Below are 22,574 nucleotides of genomic sequence, written 5' to 3' on the forward strand. Positions count from 1 at the left end.
GACCTAAGCCCAATTTTATAGTGAATGTTTTGTGGTAACTTTAGAGCTTAAATCTATATTTTTAAAGGAAACAGGTTCAAGGGATTAATATGGAAATTGATGAAGAACTCACCCTTAAAAAGATACAGATTTTTTTAGCATTTATGCGCTGTGGCAATTTGTCTAAAACCGCGACAGAAATGGAGCTTAGTAATGTCAGTGTTCACAAAGCACTGCACTCTTTAGAAAGCGCTTTACGCTGCCCGCTTTTTAAAAATGAAGGACGTAATCTCATTCCTTTAAAAAGTGCCTATGTTTTTGAAGAACGGGCGCAAAAAATCATACAGGACATTTTTATTACCGTTAATAAAACCAGAGAAGCCGCAGGTTTTGCAGCTAAGGTTTTACATTTAGGTTCACTTTATTCTTTAACTGTAAATACGATTCCAAATGTAATTAGCGGGCTTAAGCTCAGACGCAGTGAACTTGATATTCAACTGTTACTCAGCTCAAATCAGGACTTGGTTAAAAAACTTAAAGCAACGGAACTTGATGCGATTATTGTGGCTTTAAATGAAACCACTCAAGATGATGACTTTGAAATTTTACCTATGTTTTCAGATGATATTTTTCTGGCCGTCAATAAAGATTCAAAATATGCAGAGTTTAAAGAAATTGATTTAAGCCTATTAAAAGAAGAGACATTCCTCACTTTAACCAAAGGCTTTGCGACCCATAACGATAGCGATATTATTTTTAAAAAAGCAGGCTTCTCGCCTAAAGTTGCCTTGCAAGTGAACGATATTTTTACTCTCATTAGTATGGTCAGTTCAGGCGTTGGTTTTGCCCTTTTACCGGGTCGTATTTCTGCGGTTTATGAAAGCTCAGTTAAGCTCATTCCGCTAAAACAGCAATATCATATGCAACAAGAAATCGGTTTGGTTTTTTTAAAAAGTAAGGAACGAGATCCTAATTTACTCGCACTGATTGCAGAGTGTCGTATGTTTGCTTCGAATTTTCATAAAATGAATAAATAGCAACTCATTAAATTTAATAAGTTGCTACCATTTTAGACTCACTTCATTATCCAAAAATTGCATTAACCGTTATAAAAAATAAGGATGGTCCAAGTAAGCAACCAAGTCCTGTGTAGAAGGTTGCAACTAAAGCACCATAAGGAACAAGTCTTACATCTGTTCCAGCTAAACCGGCTGCCGTACCGCTTGTTGTTCCCGCTAAACCGCCAAATACCATCGCTGAACGCGGACTTTTTAGATACATGAATTTAGCAAGAAGTGGTGTGCCGACCATAAAGAAAACAGACTTGATTAATCCAATCGCAATAGAAAGCGCGATTACATCTGAGCTAGCACCAATCGCGGTTCCTGTAATTGGACCAACAATATAAGTCATTGCACCTGCACCAATCGTCGTCATTGAGATTGGATCTCGATATCCCATCACCCATGCCACCATCACACCGATGGCAAAAGGCACTACACAACCAAGCACTAATGCGATTAGACCAATTTTTCCTGCTTTCTTCACTTCTTTCACATCGACTTCAAAGGCTGTTGAAGCAATAGCCAGATCCCGAATCATGGCTCCACCTAGCAATGCAAATCCAGAAAATATAGCGATATCAGAAACACCTTTGGTTCCTTGCGTATAGACCCCTGCAAAGTAAGCGACAACTAAACCTAAAGTAATCGCGATTGCAGAGCTTTGTAGTTTCCCCTTCGTCAAATATTTTGAGAGTAAATGGGAAACAAACATCATTAAACCCGTTACGGCAAGAGCAGTCACTAATGCATTTTTTGATAACACAGCAATTATAGCGTCCATCATTTAAATCCTTTTTTGATTGAACTTTTTATAGTTTATGTTTGCTTAGGCTATTTTTTCCTTAGCTTCTATCGTCCATTCATAGGTTTCATAGTCGCCACTAATTCGATTTAAGTAGCGAATGACTAAAACCGTGCCAATTAAAGAGGCAATAGAAACGATCAGTCCTAACATTCCTCCAGATAGCGCAGCAACAACATTTTGTCCTGCCGACATCGCCACCACGATCGGAATATACATTCCTGACCAATATAAAACGCCAAATTGAGTGATTTGTGGCAAATAGCCTTTTCTTGCCAATAATTCTTTAGATAAAATTAAAAGAATCATTGAAATAGCAACGCCTCCTACATTGGCTTTTACACCTAATAGCATGCCTAAAGTATTACCAAAATAATCACCTAATAAATGACAGATCGCTAATATTGCTGTTCCATATATAATCATTGTAAATCCCTCATATCCTTGGGTTATTACTAAACTTTTAATCCATATTGCTATAAAGAACCACTATTTTGCATTGCAATCTGAATGCTGTCTAAACGTGTTCCTTGAAATGACAACACAGTTCCTTCTTTAAATATCCGACGTGCGAGTGCAGTGAGAACCGTTCCCGGCAAAGCTTCTATCTGTAGTCTTACACCACGCTCCCATGCAGCTTGCAGGGTGCTTTCCCAATCTACCGTTCGACTCATGTTAAAAGCCAAGTCATCAGCAATTTGTTCTGACTTACTCAGCGTACGAGCGGTTGTACCACTTAAATAACGAATTTTAGGCTGCTTTAAAGTGACTCCCTCCATAGACGCTGCAAGTTGCTCTGCTTGCCGACCTAATAATTCACAATGCGATGGCACGGATACATCTAATTTTTTTGCCACCACGCCTTGCTGTTTTGCCAAAATAGCAACTTGTTGCATGGCATCATGACTTCCTGAAATAACAATCTGGTTATGTGCATTAATATTTGCGACATAAATTTCTGGTGTTGTTTCATAAATCTGTTTTACCCATGTTTCGACAGCTGCAAGGTCTGCACCAATTAACGCGGTCATACCATAACCTGCTGGATATGCGTTTTGCATGAGTTCACCTCGATAGGCAACTAAACGAATAGCATCTTCATAGGTTAAAACTCCTGCTACAACCGCAGCCGACCATGCGCCAATCGATAGACCCGCTACATAATCTGGTTTTAAGTTTTCAGCAGTTAATATAGCTGAACTCACCACGCCTGAAATGAGCAAACAAAGCTGTACGGCTCTTGTCGATTGCAACGCAGCCGAACTATCTAGCATCAAAACATCTTCTTTGAGTACATCCGATGCACGCTCAAGATATTCATTTACCAGAGCAGTTTGTGGTAGGTCGTGCAACATGTTGCTTCGTTGCACACCTTGTCCCGGATATACCCAAATTGAAGCCATGATATCTGTTCCCTAATTCCATGGGTTTTCTACTAAAACAGCACCTTCAGCACGTTTTAATAGAACTTTTCCGCTATTCCTAGCCCACTCTTTTAAAGCCAAACCACCCTGCGGTAGTTGTAGCTGTATATCTACACTTAGCCCCGCTTGCTGAAAAGTTTCGAGTAGCTCAATCGCCTGCTTTTTGGCAAAAGGTTGTTCAGCTCGAATCAACAAATCTATGTCACTTTGCTGAGTGACTGTTTGAATACCAGTTGCCAGCTCAAACCCAAAACTTCCTGTATATCCCCAACACTCTGAAAATTTTTTCATAATGCTAGAAATGGTCTGCAAACGTTCTGCCAAATGCTCAAACTGCTGTGTATTCACGTGAGTCAGTGCTTCTGGTTTAAGTTGTTTGGTAATAGCAGATCGTGGCATTTGCGTGGCATATCGTTGATGACGTAATTGTCCTCTTATACCCACAGCAACCTGATCTGCCGAGGTAATTGCCCGCCGAACCACAACAGGATCGCCTCGTAGTAACACCTCTTTCACCCAAAGCGGAGCATCATCGGTCAAGTAATCTACCGTCATGCCCCACAACAAATCATGGGCTTCGAGAACAAGTTTCATGACCATTGCTCGTGCAATAATTCACGAACTTTTTTAGACATCTGACGGTTTTGACCGTGGAGTCTTTGTTCCAGTCCTGTAGATTGCTCAGCATTAATATCTTTAAATGCTTGTGCAATGGCTTGCTTCGCTAATGAAAGATCATCGTTTGTTGGCTGTTCAGGGTTTTCAACAGATAACAGTTCCGATAACAATCCAAGTGTTGCATAACTTTCGATGTCATAAGCCATTGGAGGAATGCTTGCAGCTAATTGTTCTAACTCATCAACCGACCGTTGGGTAACGCGTGCAGCCGATTCTTTACCCATTGCATGAACCATAACACCTGAATCTTTTAACGCAATAATACGATTGGCTTGGTAACCATGAGCCAGAAAAGCGCCAGACATTGACTTACCCACCAATAAACTGACAATAGGATGACCTGCCAATCTGGCTCTGGCATAGCTGTCTACCGCACCCGCTAACGCTTGATGAATACCTAATAATTCTTCACGGCGACCATAAGCCTGACTTGGGACATCAACCAGACATAAAATGCCACGTTTAGTTTCAGCATGTGCATCGGCTTGAATCACCTCATCAACTGCTTTCGCCAAGCTCCAACCTTCCAGTAGTCCAACTTCACCTTGTCTCGCTCGCGGGAATAGATTATTGCTGTCTTGAACAACGGCAATTACACGTACTGCTTGCTGATCAATCTGTCCATCTGCCACCCAAACAGAAGCTGGAAAACCTTCAACTGTCTTAAAGCCCTGCGTAAGTGCTTTAAACCAATGTGCACCTCGCGTAGAGGCTTTTAATGTATCAACGGCGATATTCATGCTTGCTCTCCTTGATACAAAACCTGAACCTGTGCGGGAGTGATTTGCTCGGCAGTATCGACTTGTTGTAGCTGTGCTAAATAGAATGAGTAATTTGAACTACGATGCTGATCAGGTACGCCTTGTTCTAAATAATCGATGACTTGTTGACGAATTTTCTGGCGATCATCATCAATATAAGCATCTGCTAAACCACTAGCAAAACGTTGATTTCCGCCAGTTACGCTCCAAATAAACGGACGATCTTTAGCGTTATATTCTTGTACGCCAGCTTCTTGTTCAATCACTTGCGGGCCATTTAGTCCTAAACGTCCTTCTTGCGTCATTACAATGTAGCTACATAGCGCAGCCGCAATCGACATTCCACCAAAACACCCTACACTGCCTGCAACCACAGCAATAACAGGTTGATATTGACGTAGGTTCACAATTGCAGCCTGAATTTCAGCAATTGCAGCTAAACCTAGATTTGCTTCTTGTAAGCGAACACCACCTGTCTCTAAGAGTAAAATTGCAGCCGTTGGAATACCGTTAAGATTGTCTTCAACCGCAAGCTCTAAGGCACCCGCAATTTTGGCACCCCCAACTTCGCCTAAGCTTCCACCCTGAAATAGGCCTTCAATTGAAATTAAAATCACTGGGCGTTCTTGGATTAACCCTTTTGCAATCACCACGCCATCATCTGCTTGAGGCACAATATTTTGCTTAACCAACCAAGGCGACATGACACGTGCAAATGGGTCGAGTAACTCTCTAAATGTCCCTTCATCCAACAATGCCTTGGCACGCTCTCTTGCACTGAGTTCAATAAAATCTTGTTTATTTAATAAACTTTGAATATCAGTCATGAGCGACCTCCTCCAAGGCTTGTTCCAGACGTAAGCGAACAACACCGGGGGTTGCACCAAAGTCATGAATATCAATATTGACGGCTGGTGGTATTTGCGCTGTAAAAATTCGTTCAAAAAGATTTTTCCAACGCGCCCCACTACCATCTACCGAAGTCACCACCTGAATAGTGGTTTTTCCTGTTTCGCCGGGTTCCATCAAAATTTCTAGATCGCCCGAGCCAACACACCCTACCAGTGCTTTTTTTATCGGTGGCTCTGTCGCCACAAATTCAAAATAAAGTGTTTCCATAATCAAAATCCCTCTTTATTTTTTGAAGATGACTGCTCAACACGATCTATGAACAAGGTGGCTGCCAACAAATCGGCTGCTCCGCCCGCGGAAGCTTTCATCCTAAGTAGATCAATCTCTAAAAAATGCAAAGCACGTCGGCCTTCCAAGCTTGAGCTACCGCCTAAATCGAGTACTTGCTGAGCACCTTGTTGCATACGCTTTAAACCATTTGTTCCAGAACGATAAAGCACGCAGGTATCGGTCAAGTCAGTCATCATTGCAAGCAAAGCATCTAGACGAGCGAACTCTTCTTTCATGGGTTTACGGCGACTTTGATGAAGCTGTTTTAAACCAAAATTCACAATGGTTGGGAAGCCTTGTTGTGCCTGTTCTTTTGCGCCATGAATGCCTAACTTTTTTTGTACCTGCTGACCATGACTCAAAGCTAGCTTGGGAATAAAACGGTCATCTAACTGAGCAATCTGACCTGCTAACTGACATAGCTCAACGGCTGATAAATATTGTTGATTCGTGCGTGCCAATGCTGCTGCCGTGACCATTAAACCCAAGGCCCAAATTGCACCTCGGTGTGTATTAACCCCAGCTGTTGCCAACATCATGACCTTTTCACCTTGGCGTCCAATTTCTCCAATCTCTTCACGCAAGGCCTGACATATTTTTCCGTGACACATGGCTGCTTGGGCCATCGCTTCAAACATCGGGCCTAAACTTTTCGCAGAACGCTCCATTAATTCCAAAGTTAGGTCATCATGTGCGCCACTGCCACGACGGTCGACCAAGGCGGGCTTTGGTGTCAGATTAACTTCATCAATTAAAGCCTCGACCGCCATGTCTGCCAAAAACTGACTATGGCTGAGTGTTTGATATTGAACTTGTGCCATCATTACCAACTCCTGAATTTTGCAGGTGGTTGATATAAACCATCTGACCATGTCACCAAGTCGGCAATATTTTTTGCAGCTAAAAGCTCACGTGTTGCATCGGTACGGCGAATGCCTAAATCTTCTGGGAACACCACTAAACCTTCACGTCTTAAACGTGCTGTGGTTTTAGGGTCTTGGCTTAAACCAATACTAGTCACTCCTGCCACTGCAGCAATCATGGCTTGGCGTTCTTCTTGGCTACTTGCTTTATATAAATAAGCAATGCCTTCTTCGGTCAGTAAATGGGTGACATCATCGCCATAAATCATGATCGGTGCTAAAGGCAGACCTGCCGTTTTTGCAACATCAATCGCATCAAGACGATCCACAAAAGTCGGCTTACCGCCCTCTTGGAAGGTTTCCACCATTTGCACAACCAGTTTTTTACCACGAGCCAAATAGGTTTCTGTTTCATTGGCACCTTGCACACGCATATCTAACCATGCAGGTGTAGCATGACGACGACCACGCGGATCATGCCCCATGTTCGGTGCGCCACCAAAACCAGCTAAACGGCCTTTGGTTACAGTCGACGAATGCCCCATACCATCAACTTGTAAAGTGGCACCAATAAATAAATCAACCGCGTACTGACCTGCGAGCTGACACATCATCCGGTTAGAACGTAGCGCCCCATCACGACCTGTAAAGAAAACATCTGGACGAGCGGCAACATATTTTTCCATACCGAGCTCTGTACCAAAGCAATGCACACTTTCCACCCAACCTGTCTCAATAGCTGGAATTAAGGTTGGATGCGGATTAAGAGTCCAGTTTCGGCAGATTTTTCCTTTTAAACCTAAAGACTCACCATAGGTCGGTAAAATTAACTCAATAGCCGCAGTGTTAAAACCAATCCCATGGTTTAACGATTGCACATTATGCTTTTCATAAATTCCGCGAATTGCCATCATGGCCATAAGCACATGAACAGGTTTGATATGTTTTGGGTCGCGAGTAAATAACGGTTCAATATAAAAAGGCTGGTCTGCGACCACCACATAATCAACCCAAGAGGCAGGAATATCGACACGTGGTAAATCAGTTACGTCATCGACCAGTTCATTGACCTGCACAATCACAATACCGTCACTAAAAGCTGCAGGTTCAATGAGTGCAGGAGAATCTTCGGTACTTGGGCCTGTGTAGATATTACCTTGGCGGTCTGCCATAAACCCAGCTGATAGCACCACATTTGGAATGAGATCGACCACAAGACGTGAATACAGTTCGATGTAGGTGTGGATAGCGCCAATCTCTAGCAGGCCATCTTCAATTAACTGACTAATACGCAAACTTTGAGGGCCAGCAAAAGAAAAATCGAGCTTACGTGCAATGCCTTTTTCAAACAAATCAAGATGTTCTGAACGTCCAACGCTCGGCATGATCATATGTAAATCATGTAGAACATCTGGATTGGTTTGTGCCAAAGAGCGAGATAAGAAATCTGCTTGTTTTTGATTATTCCCTTCGAGTACGACTCTGTCACCCGGTGTAATCAGGGTTTCTAAGACTTTAATAATGTCTTGAGTTGGAATAACAACACCATCGACATATTGGCTTGCCATTTCCAGTTTGAGCTGTTTGGCATGACGCCGCTTTGTCCATAACCGTTCTTTATTCTGAACTGATCCTTCCATGTGCTTACCTATAGATCCCAGTTTTGTTCTGGACCTATAAAACCGCTTTATGGAACTTTGATCAATCAACCTACCTGAGCCGTTATTAACCTGAAGTTAATGGTTGAAATAAAGAACAGCTATTGCTGAAAGAGTTTTCGGACTTTTAACTTAAGACTTATGTCTAACGTGGCTTGCTCAGTAACCATTCTAGGTTTTGACGAACCGCGGGCCACTCATGTTTCAAAATGCTATAAACATGGGTGTCCCGCAAAATATCATCTTTCACAATTTGATGGCTTCTAAGTACCCCATCCAACTTTGCACCTAAACGTGCAATTGCAGCTTGGCTTTGGACATTTAAAGAAGAAGTACGTAACTCAACCGCAATGCAGTTTAAAGACTCAAATGCATGAGATAGCAATAATTTTTTACATTCAGTATTTACTGGCGTGCGATGTGCAGATTTACGATACCAAGTCGAACCAATCTCTACACGTCGATGAGCCTGTTCAATATGCATAAGACTGGTCATTCCCAAAGCACGACTTTTTTTACGGTCTTCGATATAAAAAGGCAGCATACTTCCTTCTGTTTGCAAGGAAAGTCGTCTTTCAACCTCATCCGCCATTTCTTGTGGTGAAGGAATACGTGTATACCAAAGATTCCACAACTCCCCATCACGAACTGCCTCAATCAATGAGTCAACATGCGTTAAGTCTAGTGGTTTTAAAATGACATGTTCGCCCATTAACTCAACAGGTTTAATCCACGGCATGTTTATCTCCAAAATAAGCGCTAAATATAAATATTCTTTATCTTTTCGTCTCGGCAACACCAAACATTGCATCAGCCATTTCTTGATGCCCTGTCTCTGCCAGACCATGAGCCGCACCTAAAACATCTTTATAATCTTTGTTTTGGCTTAGCTTTGATTTACCTTGCAGTTGTTTTATTTCAATTTCAAGACCAACAATCGCTTTTAACATGGGTTCAAGATAATCTTTTGGCGCATCTGACATTTTCCAAGGTTCGGGTTGAGATGCTTCATGTGTACGTGTTAAACGAGCCACCACGCCACGAACATAACGTTCATCATCTCGAATCGTCACTTTGCCATAAACATGTACCACTCTGTAGTTCCACGTTGGCACTTGTTTATGATGTTCGTGTTTGGATGGATACCAGTTTGGAGAAATATAAGCATTTTCAGCTTGAAATACGACAAGGACTTCATCTCCATTTTGAAGGTCCTGCCAAACTGGATTATTCCGAGAAACATGAGCATGTAATACACCTAACTCCCCTTCGTTAGGCTGTAACTCAAACGGAAGATGATTTGCATCCAGACCATTACAGCCATGGCTAAAAAGAATACCAAAAGGGTTTTTCAAGATAAGATCATGTAATACATCTCGTTGAGGTTCTACAAACTCAGCAGGAACATACATCGTAAAAATCCTTAATAAATGATGAGGTTTTGATAATTTCTGTTGTAAATTCTCTGGTTTATGTGGATTATTAAAAAGTACCACTTTATATTTTTTTAAGTAGACCAGAATTATGGCAAGAATAGCCAAAGCTGTTGACCTTCCATTAATTGCAAAGATTGATAAAACCCAAGGGCAAATCAGTGCTCAGCTTACTCAAGGCCTGCGTGAAGCTGTACAAAATGGTGATTTGCAGCCTGGTGACCCTTTGCCTTCTTCTCGTGAACTGGCTCAGACATTAAATGTTGCGCGTGGTACAGTAATTGAGGCCTATGATCAGCTTTTAGCAGAAGGCGTTTTTGAATCTCGCACGCGCGCGGGTACTTATGTTTCACATGCTTTAACAAAATCGACTCAAAATAAATCCTTAGCTCAAAGCGCTATGTCACTTACTGCATCAGCTCTTTCCTACGCCAACGTCGTTAAAGAGTTCAAACCTCTACCACATCGGCCATTTGCTGTGTCCGTTCCTGTAGGACGCACTCAGCCTAATGATGTGTGGAGAAAATTTGGCAATCGCTTTCGCGCACGTGGTGCTGGTTCTCCTGCAGGTTATGATGAACCTCAAGGTATATTTTCATTGAGAGTTGCCATAGCAGATTATGTTCGTCGGTCACGTTCTGTCCACTGTGAACCTGAACAAATCGTGATTACAACAGGTATTCAACAAGCACTTTATATTTGTAGCCAGATTTTATTTGAAACTCATGATCAGGTCTGGGTAGAAGATCCGGCATATCGTGGCACAACTGCCATTCTTGAACATACTGTACAAAACATTGAAATGGTTCGTGTTCCTGTGGATGAAGAAGGTATTGATGTAGAAGCTGGTATCAAACTTGCAAAACAAGCACGCGCTGCCTTTGTAACCCCTTCCCATCAATATCCACTTGGCATGCCAATGAGTCTGGCAAGACGTACTGCTTTATTAGATTGGGCCAAACAGCAAAATGCATGGGTCATTGAAGACGACTATGACAGTGAGCTTCGCTATAACGGCCAACCGTTTCCATCATTACAAGGTATGGCCCCCGATCAAGTCATCTATCTGGGCACATTTAGTAAAGTATTATTTCCGTCTCTAAGGCTCGGGTATGCAGTTCTTCCAAAACAACTTGTAGCTCCGTTTTGTGGACTGAAAGTTTTAATAGACCGCCATTCACCAACCGCAGATCAGCACGTTTTAGCAGCATTTATTCAAGAAGGATATTTAGAGCGTCATATTCGACGTATCCGCAATGTTTATGCGGAAAACCGTCTACAACTTATTGAAATGATAGAAAAGCATATGCCGAAACAACTTGCATGGTTACAACCGGGTGATCAAGGCATGCATATGGTGTTGTGGCTTGCCGAACATATTAAGGATGTTGAGGTCGCCACCTCAGCATTAAATGCCGGCATTGCGATTAAAGCAGTTTCACCCACATTTTCAAAAGAACGGCAGCGTTCGGGTCTGGTCATTGGTCTTGGAGATTTTGATCTTGCGCTTATGGAGCAAGCTATAAAAAAACTGGCTGACATTATTCAACAGTACAGTTAGCTGTCCTGCCGTTAAGCATCAACCTTTCAATTCGAACCTTAGAGTAATAACCATAAATGAATTGCGAATGGACCAACTAACACCATCAAAATGCCAGCAATCACCATGGTTAAACTGGCGATCACACCTTCTTCACTATTGCGCTGCTGAGCTCTAACTGTACCAAAACCGTGGGCTGCGTTCCCAAAGGCAGCTCCATTTGCAACACTGGAACGAATTTTGGTAATGGCTAAAATCGCATCGCCACAAATCATTCCGACCAAACCAGTAATAACGGTAAATAATGAAACCAATGCGGCTGAACCATGAATATCTTCGGCTAAAATCATGGCAAAAGGCGTTGAAATCGAACGAGCCATTAAACTGTTAGTCACTTCAGGACTAAAATGAAACCACTGTGCCATTTCATAGGCGGACATTACGCCAACACTCATTCCTACTACAATTGCAATTGATAATACCCCTAAGTTTTTACGGATTGTCTCGCGATAACGATAAATCGGAACAGCAAATGCAACTGTTGCAGGTCCTAATAAATTAACAATCCATTGGGTATCTTCTGCATAAGTTTGGTATGAAACTCCAAAAATTGTCATCAAAACAATGGTAATGACAGGCACACTAATCGCTGGCGAAAGCCATAATTTAGGATGTTTTTGATAGATTCGCTTTGCCACAACATAGGCTGCCAACGTCCATATAAGACAAACAATTGACCAGATATTCATGTCGTCGTGCTCTTAGATATGCTTATGTTGAAGACGTTTTCGAGCCTGTAAATAAGCCTTCAAACGGTTGTAACAGTGAATGGTTAAACATGTACTCAACATGACTGAAATAGTGCCTATTGCAATGCTCAATACAATTTGCCAGCCTTCCGTCATAAACAAGGTTTTGTATTGCACAACGGCAACCACAACAGGAATAAAAAATAGAAGTAATTCGCCCAATACTACAGTGGCGCCAGTTGCGACCTGTTCTATTTTGATAATTTTCAGAAATAGACACAGAAGCAAGAAAAACATTCCCAAAATACCTGCGGAAATGGGAACGCCCAACTTATGGTGAAAAATAAAACCAACCCACCAAAAAACAGCCAAAATCAAAATTTGCTTAATTAACTCTAAAAGTGAGGGTTGTCTGGGTGTTCCAGAAACAGATTCAGTACTCATTTTGCGAAATTAAATGGTTAGTTACATGATTATGCTATCTCGATTGAGACTGCTAAATATGAATTATTCATGTTAAAATTATTCCAAAATCGAATAATCTATTCTTTATTATGCTTTCTCTAAAATCGTTACAATGCTTTGTTACCCTAGTAAAAACGAAAAGTTTTACCCGTACCGCTGAAGAGTTATGCCTAACCCAGCCCACTATTACTAAAATTTTACAGCAGCTTGAAGAACAACTTCAGGTTGCATTACTGATCAAGCCCGATCATGGCAGAAAAAGGCAAATTGAGTTAACTGCAATTGGAGAACGTATTTATCAACATGCGATTGAACTTCTTCAGGCAGAACAAAATATCTTTCTTGAAATTGAAAACTATCAACAACTCAAAACAGGTACTTTAAAACTTGGCGTTCCGCCTTTAGGTTCACAGCTCTTAACGACAGCCCTATTTGATTTTCATCAGCAATGGCCTGACATAGAACTTTCTTTTTTAGAGGTGGGTTCAAGAGCTATTGAACAGGCGCTGTTAAATAATGAGCTTGATGTGGGTGTACTGTTGCAGCCCTTTGATGAACAAATTTTCAATAGCATTGAGTTATGTAATTACCCATTAATGGTACTTTTACGGCGCGATGCAATTTGGGCTTCACGTAAAAAATTAAATCTAGAAGAATTACAACACCAATCGTTTTTAATGTTTCCAGAAAATTTCTCTTTAAATAGTATTATTCTTGATGCCTGTAAACAGCACAGTTTCTATCCGACCATTGCCTGCCGAACGAGTCAATGGAATTTATTGGCAGATATGGTTTTGCAACGTATGGGAATTGCTCTCTTGCCCCAATACTATACCGATATGCTCGACCCCACTCTATTTGCCGCAGTTCCCCTCGAAAAACCAAACATTCAATGGCATTTAGCTATGGCATGGAAGAAGAATCTTCCTATCTCACCAGCAGTACAAGCTTGGCTCAGCATTGTTCATAAACATTTTCAGCACATTAAACCGTGACCTCAAACACTGAAATAGTATGATTCAAAACCGATAAAGCTTTGCCACAAAAAAATTACCCAATCTCTGATAAGCTCACTTAGACTAATTCACTCTGTTTTATGACATGGACAATAACAATGAATAATGAACTTTTTAAGCTCTACACAGATTCACAATTTCTAAGTCCCTATGCTTTTACAGTTTTTGTAGGACTACATGAAAAAGAAATTCCATTTGAAATAGCAACCATCAACTTGGCACAACAAGGCCAATTTGAAAAATCCTATATAGAAAAATCATTAACAGCCAAAGTGCCTGTGCTTGAACATAATGATTTTGCTTTATCAGAATCATCTGCCATTTTGGAATATCTTGAAGAGTTATATCCAGCTACACCAATTTATCCAACAGATATTCAGGCACGTGCAAGAGCTCGACAAATTCAAGCATGGCTCAGATCAGATTTGGTTGCTTTAAGAACTGAACGCCCAACCGATGTTATTTTTATTCAGCCTACCTCAGCAGCACTTTCAGAAGAAGGTCAAAAGGCAGCCGAGAAACTTTTCTTTGTTGCAGAAAAACTTCTAGCACCTGATGCCGAATTTCTGTTTGGTTCATGGAGTATTGCGGATGCTGAACTTGCGCTTATGTTGCAACGTCTCATTCAAAATGGTGATGCTGTACCAGAACGACTAAAAAATTATGCACTGCAACAATGGCAACGCCCGAGCGTTCAAAAATGGCTTGCTTTGCGACATAACTAAACCCCTATATTCCAACCAAACATGAGATAAAAAAATGAGTGATTCAAGCTATATTCCTCCACAAGTTTGGCAATGGACTGGAGAAAAAACCGATTTAAATCAGCCAACTTCAGGTCCTCGCTACGAACACACACTCCCTGTCGGAAAACACCCGCTTCAACTCTATTCTTTAGCAACACCTAATGGTCAAAAAGTCACTATTTTACTTGAAGAGCTTTTAGCATTAGGACATCAAGATGCTGAATACGATGCTTGGCTCATTAAGATTGGTGAAGGCCAACAGTTTGGCAGTGGTTTTGTAGAAATTAATCCCAACTCTAAAATTCCAGCATTGGTTGACCATAGTCAAAACCCGCCAATAAGAGTGTTTGAGTCTGGCTCAATTTTGCTTTATTTAGCTGAAAAGTTTAAAGCTTTCATTCCGACCGATATTGCTGCACGGACTGAATGTCTTAATTGGTTATTTTGGCAAATGGGTAGTGCACCCTACTTAGGTGGCGGTTTTGGACATTTTTATGCCTATGCACCTGTCAAAATTGAATATGCGGTTAACCGCTTTGCTCTGGAAACAAAACGCTTACTTGATGTGTTAGATCAGCATCTAGCAAAGCATGAATATTTGGCAGGTTCTGAATATACCATCGCCGACATTGCTGCTTTCCCTTGGTATGGTGGACTTGTTAAAAACTGGGTCTATAACGGCGCGGAGTTTTTGGGTGTTGATGAATATAAACACGTAAACCGTTGGGCAGATGCAATTTTGGCACGCCCTGCTGTTCAGCGTGGTCGTATGGTCAACCGAACTTTTGGCGATTTAGAAACACAGTTACATGAACGTCATGATGCCAGTGATTTCGAGACCAAAACGCAAGATAAAGTTTAATCGTTATTTTTAAAATAAAACCCACTTTTGCTCAAATAGTGGGTTTTATTAATCTTCAATATTAAAAATTATTTAACCTATTGATGTAATGAAAGTCCTTTAATTGCCTTATCAACAGCTTTTTTAGGTCCTCTTAATGCTACCCCGACCAAATTTAATTGATTTGCATCGTCGGCCAAAAAAGCCGCTCGATTATCCTCATCATTTCCTGTAGAAAACATGGCATGTACATATGGAATAATCGTTAGATCTTGCTCAATTCCTTTACGATGCGCTTTTTGTAGTCCGGATAAATCACCTTCAAATACCAACATTGGCTGCCCGAGCATGTTGCCATACTCATAACCATTTGCATCGATATAAGGTTTACCCAACATTTCAGGTACAGCCGAGGCAATCCCTGTTGCCAAAAAAGCCACCACATTTAATCTTTGCCAAGTCGCAAGATCATTATGCACAATCAACGCAATTTTTGTGTCAAACATACAGCTCTATCCAGAATCAGTTATCTCAAGTCCCTCATCATGCCTAATCCAGATTTTTCTCGTCTTGTACGTTTGTGCAAGCGCAATCACAAACGTACAAGACCCTAAATTTACGAGTCAGTATGCTGAGTTGTTTTTGATTCAGTAGATGCGTTATGGAAATCTTTCTTTATACCTTAAGTGTGATGTATAGCCCCGGCCCAGTAAATTTCATGGGTTTGAATGCGGGACTTACAGGACAGTTCAAAAAAACGATTTATTTTTTTATGGGTGTCGGCTGTGCAATGCTGATGTTATTCATGATTTTTGGATACGCAGGTGCGGCTATCATTCCACAAAAAGCCCTGCACTATATTGCCTTGCTCGGCGCATGTTATACATTTTATCTTGCGTTTCAGATGTTAAAGGCAGATATCGATATTAATAATGAAGCCACTGAAATTCAGACACTTTCTTTCTGGAATGGCTTTTGGATACAAACTTTAAATCCAAAAGGGATTTTGGTTATTTTGCCAGTAACCACGATCATGTACCCAACAGCACACATCACTGGTATTCAAATCTTCTTAGTATCGTTGCTCATTTCGATTGGTGCAGCGGGTGCGCCCTGTCTTTACTCTTGGGCAGGTGCAATGTTAGGCAAAAAAATTAAAAATAAAATTTGGTTTAATCGTTTAAATAAAACCATGGCAATGATGCTAATCATCTCTGGCATATTTATGCTTTACGATTTCTTGAAAGGCATGAATCTAGTTTGAGACAAAGTCTATGTCAGTCTAAACAGGCTGACTTTTACATAACCTGTTTAGGAAGATAACTTATTGATCATCCGCCATCTGGCTGGAGTCAAGCCAAATGCTTTTAGAAAATGACGTGTCATGTGGCTTTGATCAAAAAATCCAGCAATTAATGAAGCTTGAGTTAATGATTCGCCATACATCAGGCACGACTTTACAACTTCCAGCCTACGCATGGTCATATACCGATGGGGACTTGTACCAAATAGCAGTCGAAAGTCGCGTGAAAGGCTCCAACGGTCTCGTCCAACATTTTTTTCAATATCATCTAAAGAGATATTTTCATACAAAGAGGCATGTATAAATTCTCTAGCGCGCTCCGCTGCAACATAGTCATACGAATGAGACGTTCTCTGTTTTTTATCAGAAATTTCATAAAGTGCAGTTGCTAAATCATATAAAGCATCTTGGTTTTCTAAAGCATCGATATGTTGGTCTATTCCTTGCAATAAAACATCTGTTGCCTTAAATAAGCGAGGGTCCTGACTCAAGCCATTTTCAAAAAATGGTAAAGGTTTGCCATTCATAATTTCTTGTAGTGTGGCAGGTTCTACGTACACCATCCGATATCTAAAACCATCTTGTGAACCTGCTTCTCCATCATGTTTCTCATCAGGATGTAAAACCATGGTCATTCCCGGCAAGCTATGTTTCATCTCTCCCCGATAATGAAAACTTTGAACACCGGTTAATGTTCGACCAATTGCAAATGTATCATGGCGATGCGATTCGTAAGCATGATCTGTAAAAAATGCTTCGATTCGTTCCAGACTATTAGAATCAGTGTTCCTGACAATCCAATCATTTGTATTGGGCAGTTCAATCACATATTCACCAAAATTTTATACTTTTTAAGCAAAATTGAGTATACAAGTTATATTGCCAAATTGGCTCATCTGCAACACATTCGGTTAATCACAAGACATATAGGTCAATAATATTTTTCTTATTTTTAATATCAGGTCCTGATTTATCGACATAATATTAACTAACCGCTCTATTATTATCTTTTACCCTTATCTCATTTTCATAATACTTAATAAGATTAATTAATAATATCTAATAAAAATAAATATGGCTTATTGATTAAAAAATTATATATAAATAGATAATCCTTATTTTTGCTTATATTTAAAACGGCGTAAATTGAACAATAACAATCTGAATCAAAGATAAGGATATTTTCAATGAATGCTAAATTAAATACAGAAGCCCCTCAAAGCTTTATCTCAGATGGTTCAAATACATCCTTTTCAACTAAAGATATTCTTTCTAAAGCACAGCAATATGCACAAGCGCATGAACTTAATTTTAGTGGAAGTTTATCACCCAACGACGCATGGCAGCTCGTTCAAAATGGTCAAGCTGTTTTAGTTGATGTACGCACCAATGAAGAACGCAAATTTGTAGGATATATTCCTGAAAGTATTCATGTTGCATGGGCAACAGGCACCTCTTTCAATCGTAATCCACGCTTTTTAAAAGAACTCGAATCGAAAGTTGGAAAAGATAAAACCATTCTTTTGTTATGTCGTAGTGGTAACCGTTCAGCACTCGCAGCCGAAGCCGCATTTAATGCCGGTTTTGAGCACATTTATAACGTTCTTGAAGGCTTTGAAGGTGACCTAGACGATCAGCAGCAGCGTAATCAAAAGAATGGCTGGCGTATTCATCAACTCCCTTGGCAACAAGACTAAAACTTCAACACATTTTCAGTGAATCAAGGAAAGCTTGTGACTCAATGGAACATTAATGCTGTTGTACAGGGTTTACAACAAGCAAGGCATGACTGGCGTCAGCAACAGCACAGAATCAAAGAATTCGGTGGCCGTGAACTTCCATCTAAAGAAGCTTTAAAAGCCATTTTAGATGATCTCTGCGGCATTTTATTTCCAATGCGTTTAGGTCCTGCTGACTTACGCCAAGAAACTGAAGACTCTTATATTGCCTATACCTTAAATCGGGTACTGACTGCATTACATGCTCAAGTACAACTGGCTTTAAATTATGAGGCAAAGCGTCATTTGGGTCATTTAAGTGCAACCCAACAGCCACAAGAGCTTGCTCAAAATATTGTTCAAGATTTTGCTAATACTTTGCCTTCCATACGACGACTTTTAGATGGAGATGTACGTGCGGCCTACGAAGGTGATCCAGCGGCACATAGCGTAGACGAAGTATTACTCTGCTATCCGGGCATATTTGCGATTATTCATCACCGAATTGCACATCAGCTCTATGCCCAAGTGCCACTATTGTCTCGCATTATTTCTGAGTTAGCACACTCTGCAACGGGAATTGATATCCACCCAGGTGCGCAAATTGGAAAGGGCTTTTTTATAGACCATGGTACTGGTGTAGTAATTGGGGAAACTAGTGTGATTGGGGAGCGTGTCCGTATTTATCAAGCTGTAACACTTGGGGCAAAACGCTTTGAAACTACTGATGATGGTGCTTTGAAAAAAGATTATACGCGCCATCCAATTGTTGAAGATGAAGTCGTGATCTATGCAGGTGCCACTATTTTAGGCCGTATTACGATTGGTCGAGGGTCCATTATTGGGGGAAATGTCTGGCTGACACATAGTATTGCCGCAGGTAGCCAGATTTTACAGTCACCAAATGAGTCTTATCAAAAAAATCATATTGCCGGTTAAAAACTATAGATGTGAAATAAATAGATAAGGAGACAAATAAATATTAAGAGCTAACTTAAATTAATTTAATGCTTATTTCTCATTTAAATATATTTTTATTTTAAATATAGATTTTTAATTAATAAGCCACTATTCAAAGTTTATAAAACCTTTTTATTTTTAAAACCAGAACTAATTCTAGTTTATAGCAACACTAGAGTTTTTAATTTTTTGATTTAACCAAGCCACTGTAATAAGGAAAAATGATTCATGGCGAAAAATACTGATAAAGCACAACTTGCGCTGGGGGACCATGCAGCTCGCCAACTGGCCAATGCAACCAAGACAGCTCCTCAACTTTCTACAATTACTCCCAGATGGCTAACTCACTTACTTCAATGGCTTCCTGTTGAAGCAGGTATTTATCGTCTAAACCGTGTGAATAATACCGATGACATTCAAGTGGCTTGCACACAACGTGATGAAGCGACTTTACCTCAAACTTTTGTTGATTATGACCCACAGCCACGCGAATACTTTTTAAATGGTGTATCGACTGTTCTGGATGTACATACACGTGTTGCTGACCTTTACAGCAGCCCACACGATCAAATTAAAGAACAGCTTCGTTTAACGATTGAAACCATTAAAGAACGTCAAGAAAGTGAGCTTATCAATAACCCTGAATACGGTTTACTGGCAAGTGTGACAGATGACCAACGTATTTCGACTTTAAATGGCCCACCGACCCCAGATGATTTAGATGATTTATTACGTAAAGTCTGGAAAGAACCCGGCTTTTTTCTTGCCCATCCAGATGCGATTTCAGCTTTTGGCCGCGAATGTACACGCCGTGGCGTACCGCCTCCAACAGTGAGTTTATTCGGTTCACAATTTATTACATGGCGCGGGATTCCCCTTATTCCATCTAATAAAATTCCGGTAGAAGATGGCAAAACTAAAATCTTACTGCTTCGTGTCGGTGAAAAACGTCAAGGTATTGTCGGCTTATTCCAACCGGGGCTTGCAGGTGAACAGTCACCGGGGCTTTCAGTGCGTTTTATGGGCATTAACCGTAACGCGATTGCATCTTATCTCATCTCTTTATATTGCTCGCTTGCAGTATTGACTGATGATGCTTTGGCAGTATTAGATGATGTGGAGGTGGACAAATATCATGACTACCCAGTTAACTACAAGTAATCTGCAAGGTAGTCCAACAGGGTCGGAATTGGCTGGTGCTCACCCACCATCCAACTTCCCCGATGAATCTACCATTGCCCGTCTTGCCAATGAGTTTTTTTCAGCATTGCCAAGTTCAGGCAGTTCGGCTTCTTCATCGGGACTCAATCTGGACTTACCTGTGGGTACACCACCACATCCACCACAACCGGGTGAACCATTTTCGGCACTCAGTGGTCGCGCACCTAATATCGCCTTTCAGAAAAGTCTTAATCCGGAATATCCTGAGCATATTCCAAATTTGCCAGACTATCCTGAACGTCGGATTGTCGCTTCTGCACCTGTGGTTGGTGGTGCAAATTTACCTCGTCCTCCATTTGAGCCACATTTGCCACAAGCTGTTCATAGTGAGCCGAATGTGCCACGTATTGAACCAAACTTACCGACGGGTGCTGGTGAATCACCTTATTATTTTTTAAATGATTTTTCTGTTCCAAATGCAGCAGAACCTTCTGTTACTGGTGTTGAAGATAACTATTCAATTGCGCAGTCTTTTCAGTTGCCGCATGGCAACCAGCTAAAGTCTTTACTCATTGAAGATCGTTTTGCAGCTGACACACCAGCAAAAACCCCACCAAGCTCTGGATTTTACTTTTTAGACTTACCACAAAGCGGGCAAAGTTATAGTCACTATCAACCATCTCAACCTACCTTTGTAGCAAGTAGTGCTCAGCCCTTAGATGTGCATGCCATTCGTCGTGATTTCCCAATTTTGCAGGAACGCGTCAATGGTCGCCCACTGGTCTGGTTTGACAATGCTGCAACTACACAAAAACCGCAGCGTGTGATTGATCGAATTGCTTATTTTTATCAGCATGAAAACTCGAACATTCACCGTGCTGCACATGAGTTGGCTGCTCGTGCAACCGACGCCTATGAACATGCACGAAATGTAGTTGCCCGTTTTATTGGTGCACCCTCTTCCAAAGAAATTATCTTTGTTCGAGGAACCACTGAAGGCATTAACCTGATTGCAAAAACATGGGGTGAACAAAATATTGGTGAAGGTGATGAAATTATTGTTTCTCACTTAGAACACCATGCCAATATTGTGCCTTGGTATCAACTCACTAAAAAAACTGGAGCAAAATTACGAGTCATTCCTGTTGATGACACGGGTCAAATTATTTTAGAAGAGCTGCCAAAACTGATTAATGAACGCACTAAACTGCTGTCTATTACTCAAGTGTCTAATGCTTTGGGAACAGTTACCCCTGTTGCTGAAGTCATTAAAATTGCCCATGCCAAAGGTGTACGGGTTTTAGTGGACGGCGCTCAATCTGTTTCGCATATACCCACTGATGTTCAGGCCCTTGATGCAGACTTTTTTGTGTTCTCTGGGCATAAAGTGTTTGGTCCAACAGGTATTGGTGCAGTCTATGCGAAACCAGAACTGTTAGAAACCATGCCAGTTTGGGAAGGTGGCGGCAACATGATTCAGGACGTCACCTTTGAACAGGTGGTTTACCAACCTGCACCAAACAAGTTTGAAGCTGGAACTGGAAACATTGCTGATGCAGTCGGTTTAGGGGCAGCACTTGAATATGTAGAAAGTTTAGGTATTCATAACATTGCAAGCTATGAACATGATTTGCTTGAATATGGTCAAAATGCGCTTAGCAGTGTGTCTGGTTTACGCCTCATCGGAACTGCTCACAATAAAGCCAGTGTCATGTCGTTTACGTTACAAGGTTATTCAACTGAACAGGTTGGTAAGGCTTTAAACCAACATGGTATTGCTGTACGTTCAGGTCATCACTGTGCACAGCCAATTTTACGTCGTTTTGGTGTGGAACAAACCGTGCGCCCGTCTTTAGCTTTTTATAATACAACTGAAGAAATTGATTTATTGGTGTCTGTTTTACACCAGTTAACACGTAATAAGCGTACTGTTTAAATCTATTTTTGAAAAAAGACTGCTTTTGAGCAGTCTTTTTTATGGGTTATTTACTAAAATTTCTCGAGCAAAAGGTCATCAGCAATAAGAATGAATCAAAGTGATTGTCGTAGCGGAGTCTTATTATTTTAAATTCGATTTCTGATTAGCCTTCGGCTCGTGCTAAGAGTCATCTACAGCCTACCCATAATTTATAAAAATAATGTTTTCGCAACATTTCCTGATAGATGAAAACAGTTAACAGGTTCTGTAAATGACAAAGTTTTTTGGTTACTTTTTCCAAAAAAAGTAACAG

The 22,574-nt window shown here is 40.8% G+C and carries 25 protein-coding genes and 1 pseudogene; 10 read left to right on the forward strand and 16 right to left on the reverse strand.

From position 1 onward, the window contains the following. The first annotated feature begins 89 nt into the window (after positions 1 to 89). Complete coding sequence (locus AC2117_RS10960; protein ID WP_133974044.1) at positions 90 to 1,016, forward strand: LysR family transcriptional regulator; 927 nt, start codon at positions 90 to 92, stop codon at positions 1,014 to 1,016. A gap of 46 nt (positions 1,017 to 1,062) precedes the next feature. Here the strand turns inward: AC2117_RS10960 and madM are convergent, their stop codons facing one another. The 11 genes from madM to AC2117_RS11015 form a co-directional block, all read right to left on the reverse strand. Beyond that, positions 1,063 to 1,824, reverse strand: a complete 762-nt coding sequence (gene madM, locus AC2117_RS10965; RefSeq protein ID WP_133976330.1) for a malonate transporter subunit MadM — start codon at positions 1,822 to 1,824, stop codon at positions 1,063 to 1,065. A 45-nt stretch (positions 1,825 to 1,869) separates the two neighbouring features. Beyond that, positions 1,870 to 2,271 carry a malonate transporter subunit MadL gene (madL, locus tag AC2117_RS10970; protein WP_133974046.1) on the reverse strand — a complete coding sequence of 134 codons (402 nt, stop codon included), beginning with the start codon at positions 2,269 to 2,271 and terminating at the stop codon, positions 1,870 to 1,872. A 50-nt stretch (positions 2,272 to 2,321) separates the two neighbouring features. Beyond that, positions 2,322 to 3,248 (reverse strand): malonate decarboxylase subunit epsilon, encoded by a 927-nt coding sequence (gene mdcH, locus AC2117_RS10975; RefSeq protein ID WP_133974048.1) that lies wholly within the window; start codon positions 3,246 to 3,248, stop codon positions 2,322 to 2,324. A gap of 12 nt (positions 3,249 to 3,260) precedes the next feature. Next, a complete protein-coding gene (locus AC2117_RS10980; RefSeq protein WP_133974049.1) occupies positions 3,261 to 3,869 on the reverse strand; it encodes a malonate decarboxylase holo-ACP synthase in 609 nt (202 codons plus the stop codon). Then, the gene (mdcE, locus tag AC2117_RS10985; RefSeq protein WP_133974051.1) at positions 3,860 to 4,687 is read right to left on the reverse strand and encodes a biotin-independent malonate decarboxylase subunit gamma; all 828 of its coding nucleotides are present in this window, start codon (positions 4,685 to 4,687) and stop codon (positions 3,860 to 3,862) included. Before mdcE ends, AC2117_RS10980 begins: the two co-directional genes overlap by 10 nt. Then, positions 4,684 to 5,535, reverse strand: a complete 852-nt coding sequence (locus AC2117_RS10990; protein WP_133974053.1) for a biotin-independent malonate decarboxylase subunit beta — start codon at positions 5,533 to 5,535, stop codon at positions 4,684 to 4,686. Before AC2117_RS10990 ends, mdcE begins: the two co-directional genes overlap by 4 nt. Next, a complete protein-coding gene (locus AC2117_RS10995) occupies positions 5,528 to 5,827 on the reverse strand; it encodes a malonate decarboxylase subunit delta (protein WP_133974055.1) in 300 nt (99 codons plus the stop codon). Before AC2117_RS10995 ends, AC2117_RS10990 begins: the two co-directional genes overlap by 8 nt. A gap of 2 nt (positions 5,828 to 5,829) precedes the next feature. Continuing rightward, positions 5,830 to 6,714, reverse strand: coding sequence for a triphosphoribosyl-dephospho-CoA synthase (locus tag AC2117_RS11000; RefSeq protein WP_133974057.1), 885 nt, complete (start codon positions 6,712 to 6,714; stop codon positions 5,830 to 5,832). Then, a complete protein-coding gene (mdcA, locus tag AC2117_RS11005) occupies positions 6,714 to 8,393 on the reverse strand; it encodes a malonate decarboxylase subunit alpha (protein ID WP_133974059.1) in 1,680 nt (559 codons plus the stop codon). Before mdcA ends, AC2117_RS11000 begins: the two co-directional genes overlap by 1 nt. A 163-nt stretch (positions 8,394 to 8,556) precedes the next feature. Then, positions 8,557 to 9,150 carry a GNAT family N-acetyltransferase gene (locus tag AC2117_RS11010; protein ID WP_133974061.1) on the reverse strand — a complete coding sequence of 198 codons (594 nt, stop codon included), beginning with the start codon at positions 9,148 to 9,150 and terminating at the stop codon, positions 8,557 to 8,559. Between the two features lie 37 nt (positions 9,151 to 9,187). Next, positions 9,188 to 9,823, reverse strand: a complete 636-nt coding sequence (locus tag AC2117_RS11015) for an FMN-binding negative transcriptional regulator (RefSeq protein WP_133974063.1) — start codon at positions 9,821 to 9,823, stop codon at positions 9,188 to 9,190. 112 nt (positions 9,824 to 9,935) lie between these two features. Between AC2117_RS11015 and AC2117_RS11020 the strand changes: the two genes are divergently transcribed. Beyond that, a complete protein-coding gene (locus AC2117_RS11020; protein ID WP_133974065.1) occupies positions 9,936 to 11,405 on the forward strand; it encodes a PLP-dependent aminotransferase family protein in 1,470 nt (489 codons plus the stop codon). A 38-nt stretch (positions 11,406 to 11,443) separates the two neighbouring features. Here the strand turns inward: AC2117_RS11020 and AC2117_RS11025 are convergent, their stop codons facing one another. Both AC2117_RS11025 and AC2117_RS11030 read right to left on the reverse strand, forming a co-directional pair. After that, positions 11,444 to 12,133, reverse strand: coding sequence for an LrgB family protein (locus tag AC2117_RS11025; protein WP_133974067.1), 690 nt, complete (start codon positions 12,131 to 12,133; stop codon positions 11,444 to 11,446). A gap of 12 nt (positions 12,134 to 12,145) precedes the next feature. Continuing rightward, positions 12,146 to 12,577: a CidA/LrgA family protein gene (locus AC2117_RS11030; RefSeq protein WP_133974069.1), complete on the reverse strand. Its 432-nt coding sequence runs from the start codon at positions 12,575 to 12,577 to the stop codon at positions 12,146 to 12,148. 110 nt (positions 12,578 to 12,687) lie between these two features. On the opposite strand from AC2117_RS11030, the gene AC2117_RS11035 reads away from it, so the two are divergent. The 3 genes from AC2117_RS11035 to yghU all read left to right on the forward strand — a co-directional run bounded on the left by AC2117_RS11035 (position 12,688) and on the right by yghU (position 15,222). After that, entirely contained in the window at positions 12,688 to 13,593 is a 906-nt protein-coding gene (locus tag AC2117_RS11035; RefSeq protein ID WP_133974071.1) for a LysR family transcriptional regulator, read from the forward strand. Positions 13,594 to 13,712: 119 nt separating this feature from the next. Beyond that, the gene (gene yfcF, locus AC2117_RS11040; protein WP_133974073.1) at positions 13,713 to 14,339 is read left to right on the forward strand and encodes a glutathione transferase; all 627 of its coding nucleotides are present in this window, start codon (positions 13,713 to 13,715) and stop codon (positions 14,337 to 14,339) included. Between the two features lie 34 nt (positions 14,340 to 14,373). Then, on the forward strand, positions 14,374 to 15,222 hold the full coding sequence (gene yghU, locus AC2117_RS11045) for a glutathione-dependent disulfide-bond oxidoreductase (protein WP_133974075.1): 849 nt from the start codon (positions 14,374 to 14,376) through the stop codon (positions 15,220 to 15,222). A 77-nt stretch (positions 15,223 to 15,299) separates the two neighbouring features. Here the strand turns inward: yghU and AC2117_RS11050 are convergent, their stop codons facing one another. Then, positions 15,300 to 15,707 carry a DUF2000 domain-containing protein gene (locus tag AC2117_RS11050; protein WP_133974077.1) on the reverse strand — a complete coding sequence of 136 codons (408 nt, stop codon included), beginning with the start codon at positions 15,705 to 15,707 and terminating at the stop codon, positions 15,300 to 15,302. Between the two features lie 155 nt (positions 15,708 to 15,862). On the opposite strand from AC2117_RS11050, the gene AC2117_RS11055 reads away from it, so the two are divergent. Beyond that, positions 15,863 to 16,465 carry a LysE family translocator gene (locus AC2117_RS11055; protein ID WP_133974079.1) on the forward strand — a complete coding sequence of 201 codons (603 nt, stop codon included), beginning with the start codon at positions 15,863 to 15,865 and terminating at the stop codon, positions 16,463 to 16,465. A gap of 47 nt (positions 16,466 to 16,512) precedes the next feature. Here AC2117_RS11055 and AC2117_RS11060 read toward each other — a convergent pair whose 3' ends face one another. Next, entirely contained in the window at positions 16,513 to 17,331 is an 819-nt protein-coding gene (locus AC2117_RS11060; RefSeq protein ID WP_133974081.1) for an AraC family transcriptional regulator, read from the reverse strand. A gap of 360 nt (positions 17,332 to 17,691) precedes the next feature. Here AC2117_RS11060 and AC2117_RS11065 point away from each other — a divergent pair, with 360 nt between their 5' ends. The 4 genes from AC2117_RS11065 (at position 17,692) to AC2117_RS11080 (ending at position 22,279) form a co-directional block, all read left to right on the forward strand. Beyond that, complete coding sequence (locus AC2117_RS11065; protein ID WP_133974083.1) at positions 17,692 to 18,201, forward strand: rhodanese-like domain-containing protein; 510 nt, start codon at positions 17,692 to 17,694, stop codon at positions 18,199 to 18,201. A gap of 18 nt (positions 18,202 to 18,219) precedes the next feature. After that, positions 18,220 to 19,161, forward strand: a complete 942-nt coding sequence (gene epsC / locus AC2117_RS11070; protein ID WP_133974086.1) for a serine O-acetyltransferase EpsC — start codon at positions 18,220 to 18,222, stop codon at positions 19,159 to 19,161. Between the two features lie 249 nt (positions 19,162 to 19,410). Next, positions 19,411 to 20,343 (forward strand): family 2A encapsulin nanocompartment shell protein, encoded by a 933-nt coding sequence (locus AC2117_RS11075; RefSeq protein WP_133974088.1) that lies wholly within the window; start codon positions 19,411 to 19,413, stop codon positions 20,341 to 20,343. Further along, the gene (locus tag AC2117_RS11080) at positions 20,318 to 22,279 is read left to right on the forward strand and encodes a family 2A encapsulin nanocompartment cargo protein cysteine desulfurase (protein WP_133974090.1); all 1,962 of its coding nucleotides are present in this window, start codon (positions 20,318 to 20,320) and stop codon (positions 22,277 to 22,279) included. The genes AC2117_RS11075 and AC2117_RS11080 overlap by 26 nt, the downstream gene beginning before the upstream one ends. Positions 22,280 to 22,459: 180 nt before the next feature. Here AC2117_RS11080 and AC2117_RS11085 read toward each other — a convergent pair. Continuing rightward, positions 22,460 to 22,562: pseudogene (locus tag AC2117_RS11085) on the reverse strand (hypothetical protein). Positions 22,563 to 22,574: the final 12 nt, after the last annotated feature.

The organism is Acinetobacter calcoaceticus, from assembly GCF_900520355.1.
GTDB lineage: Bacteria > Pseudomonadota > Gammaproteobacteria > Pseudomonadales > Moraxellaceae > Acinetobacter > Acinetobacter calcoaceticus_C.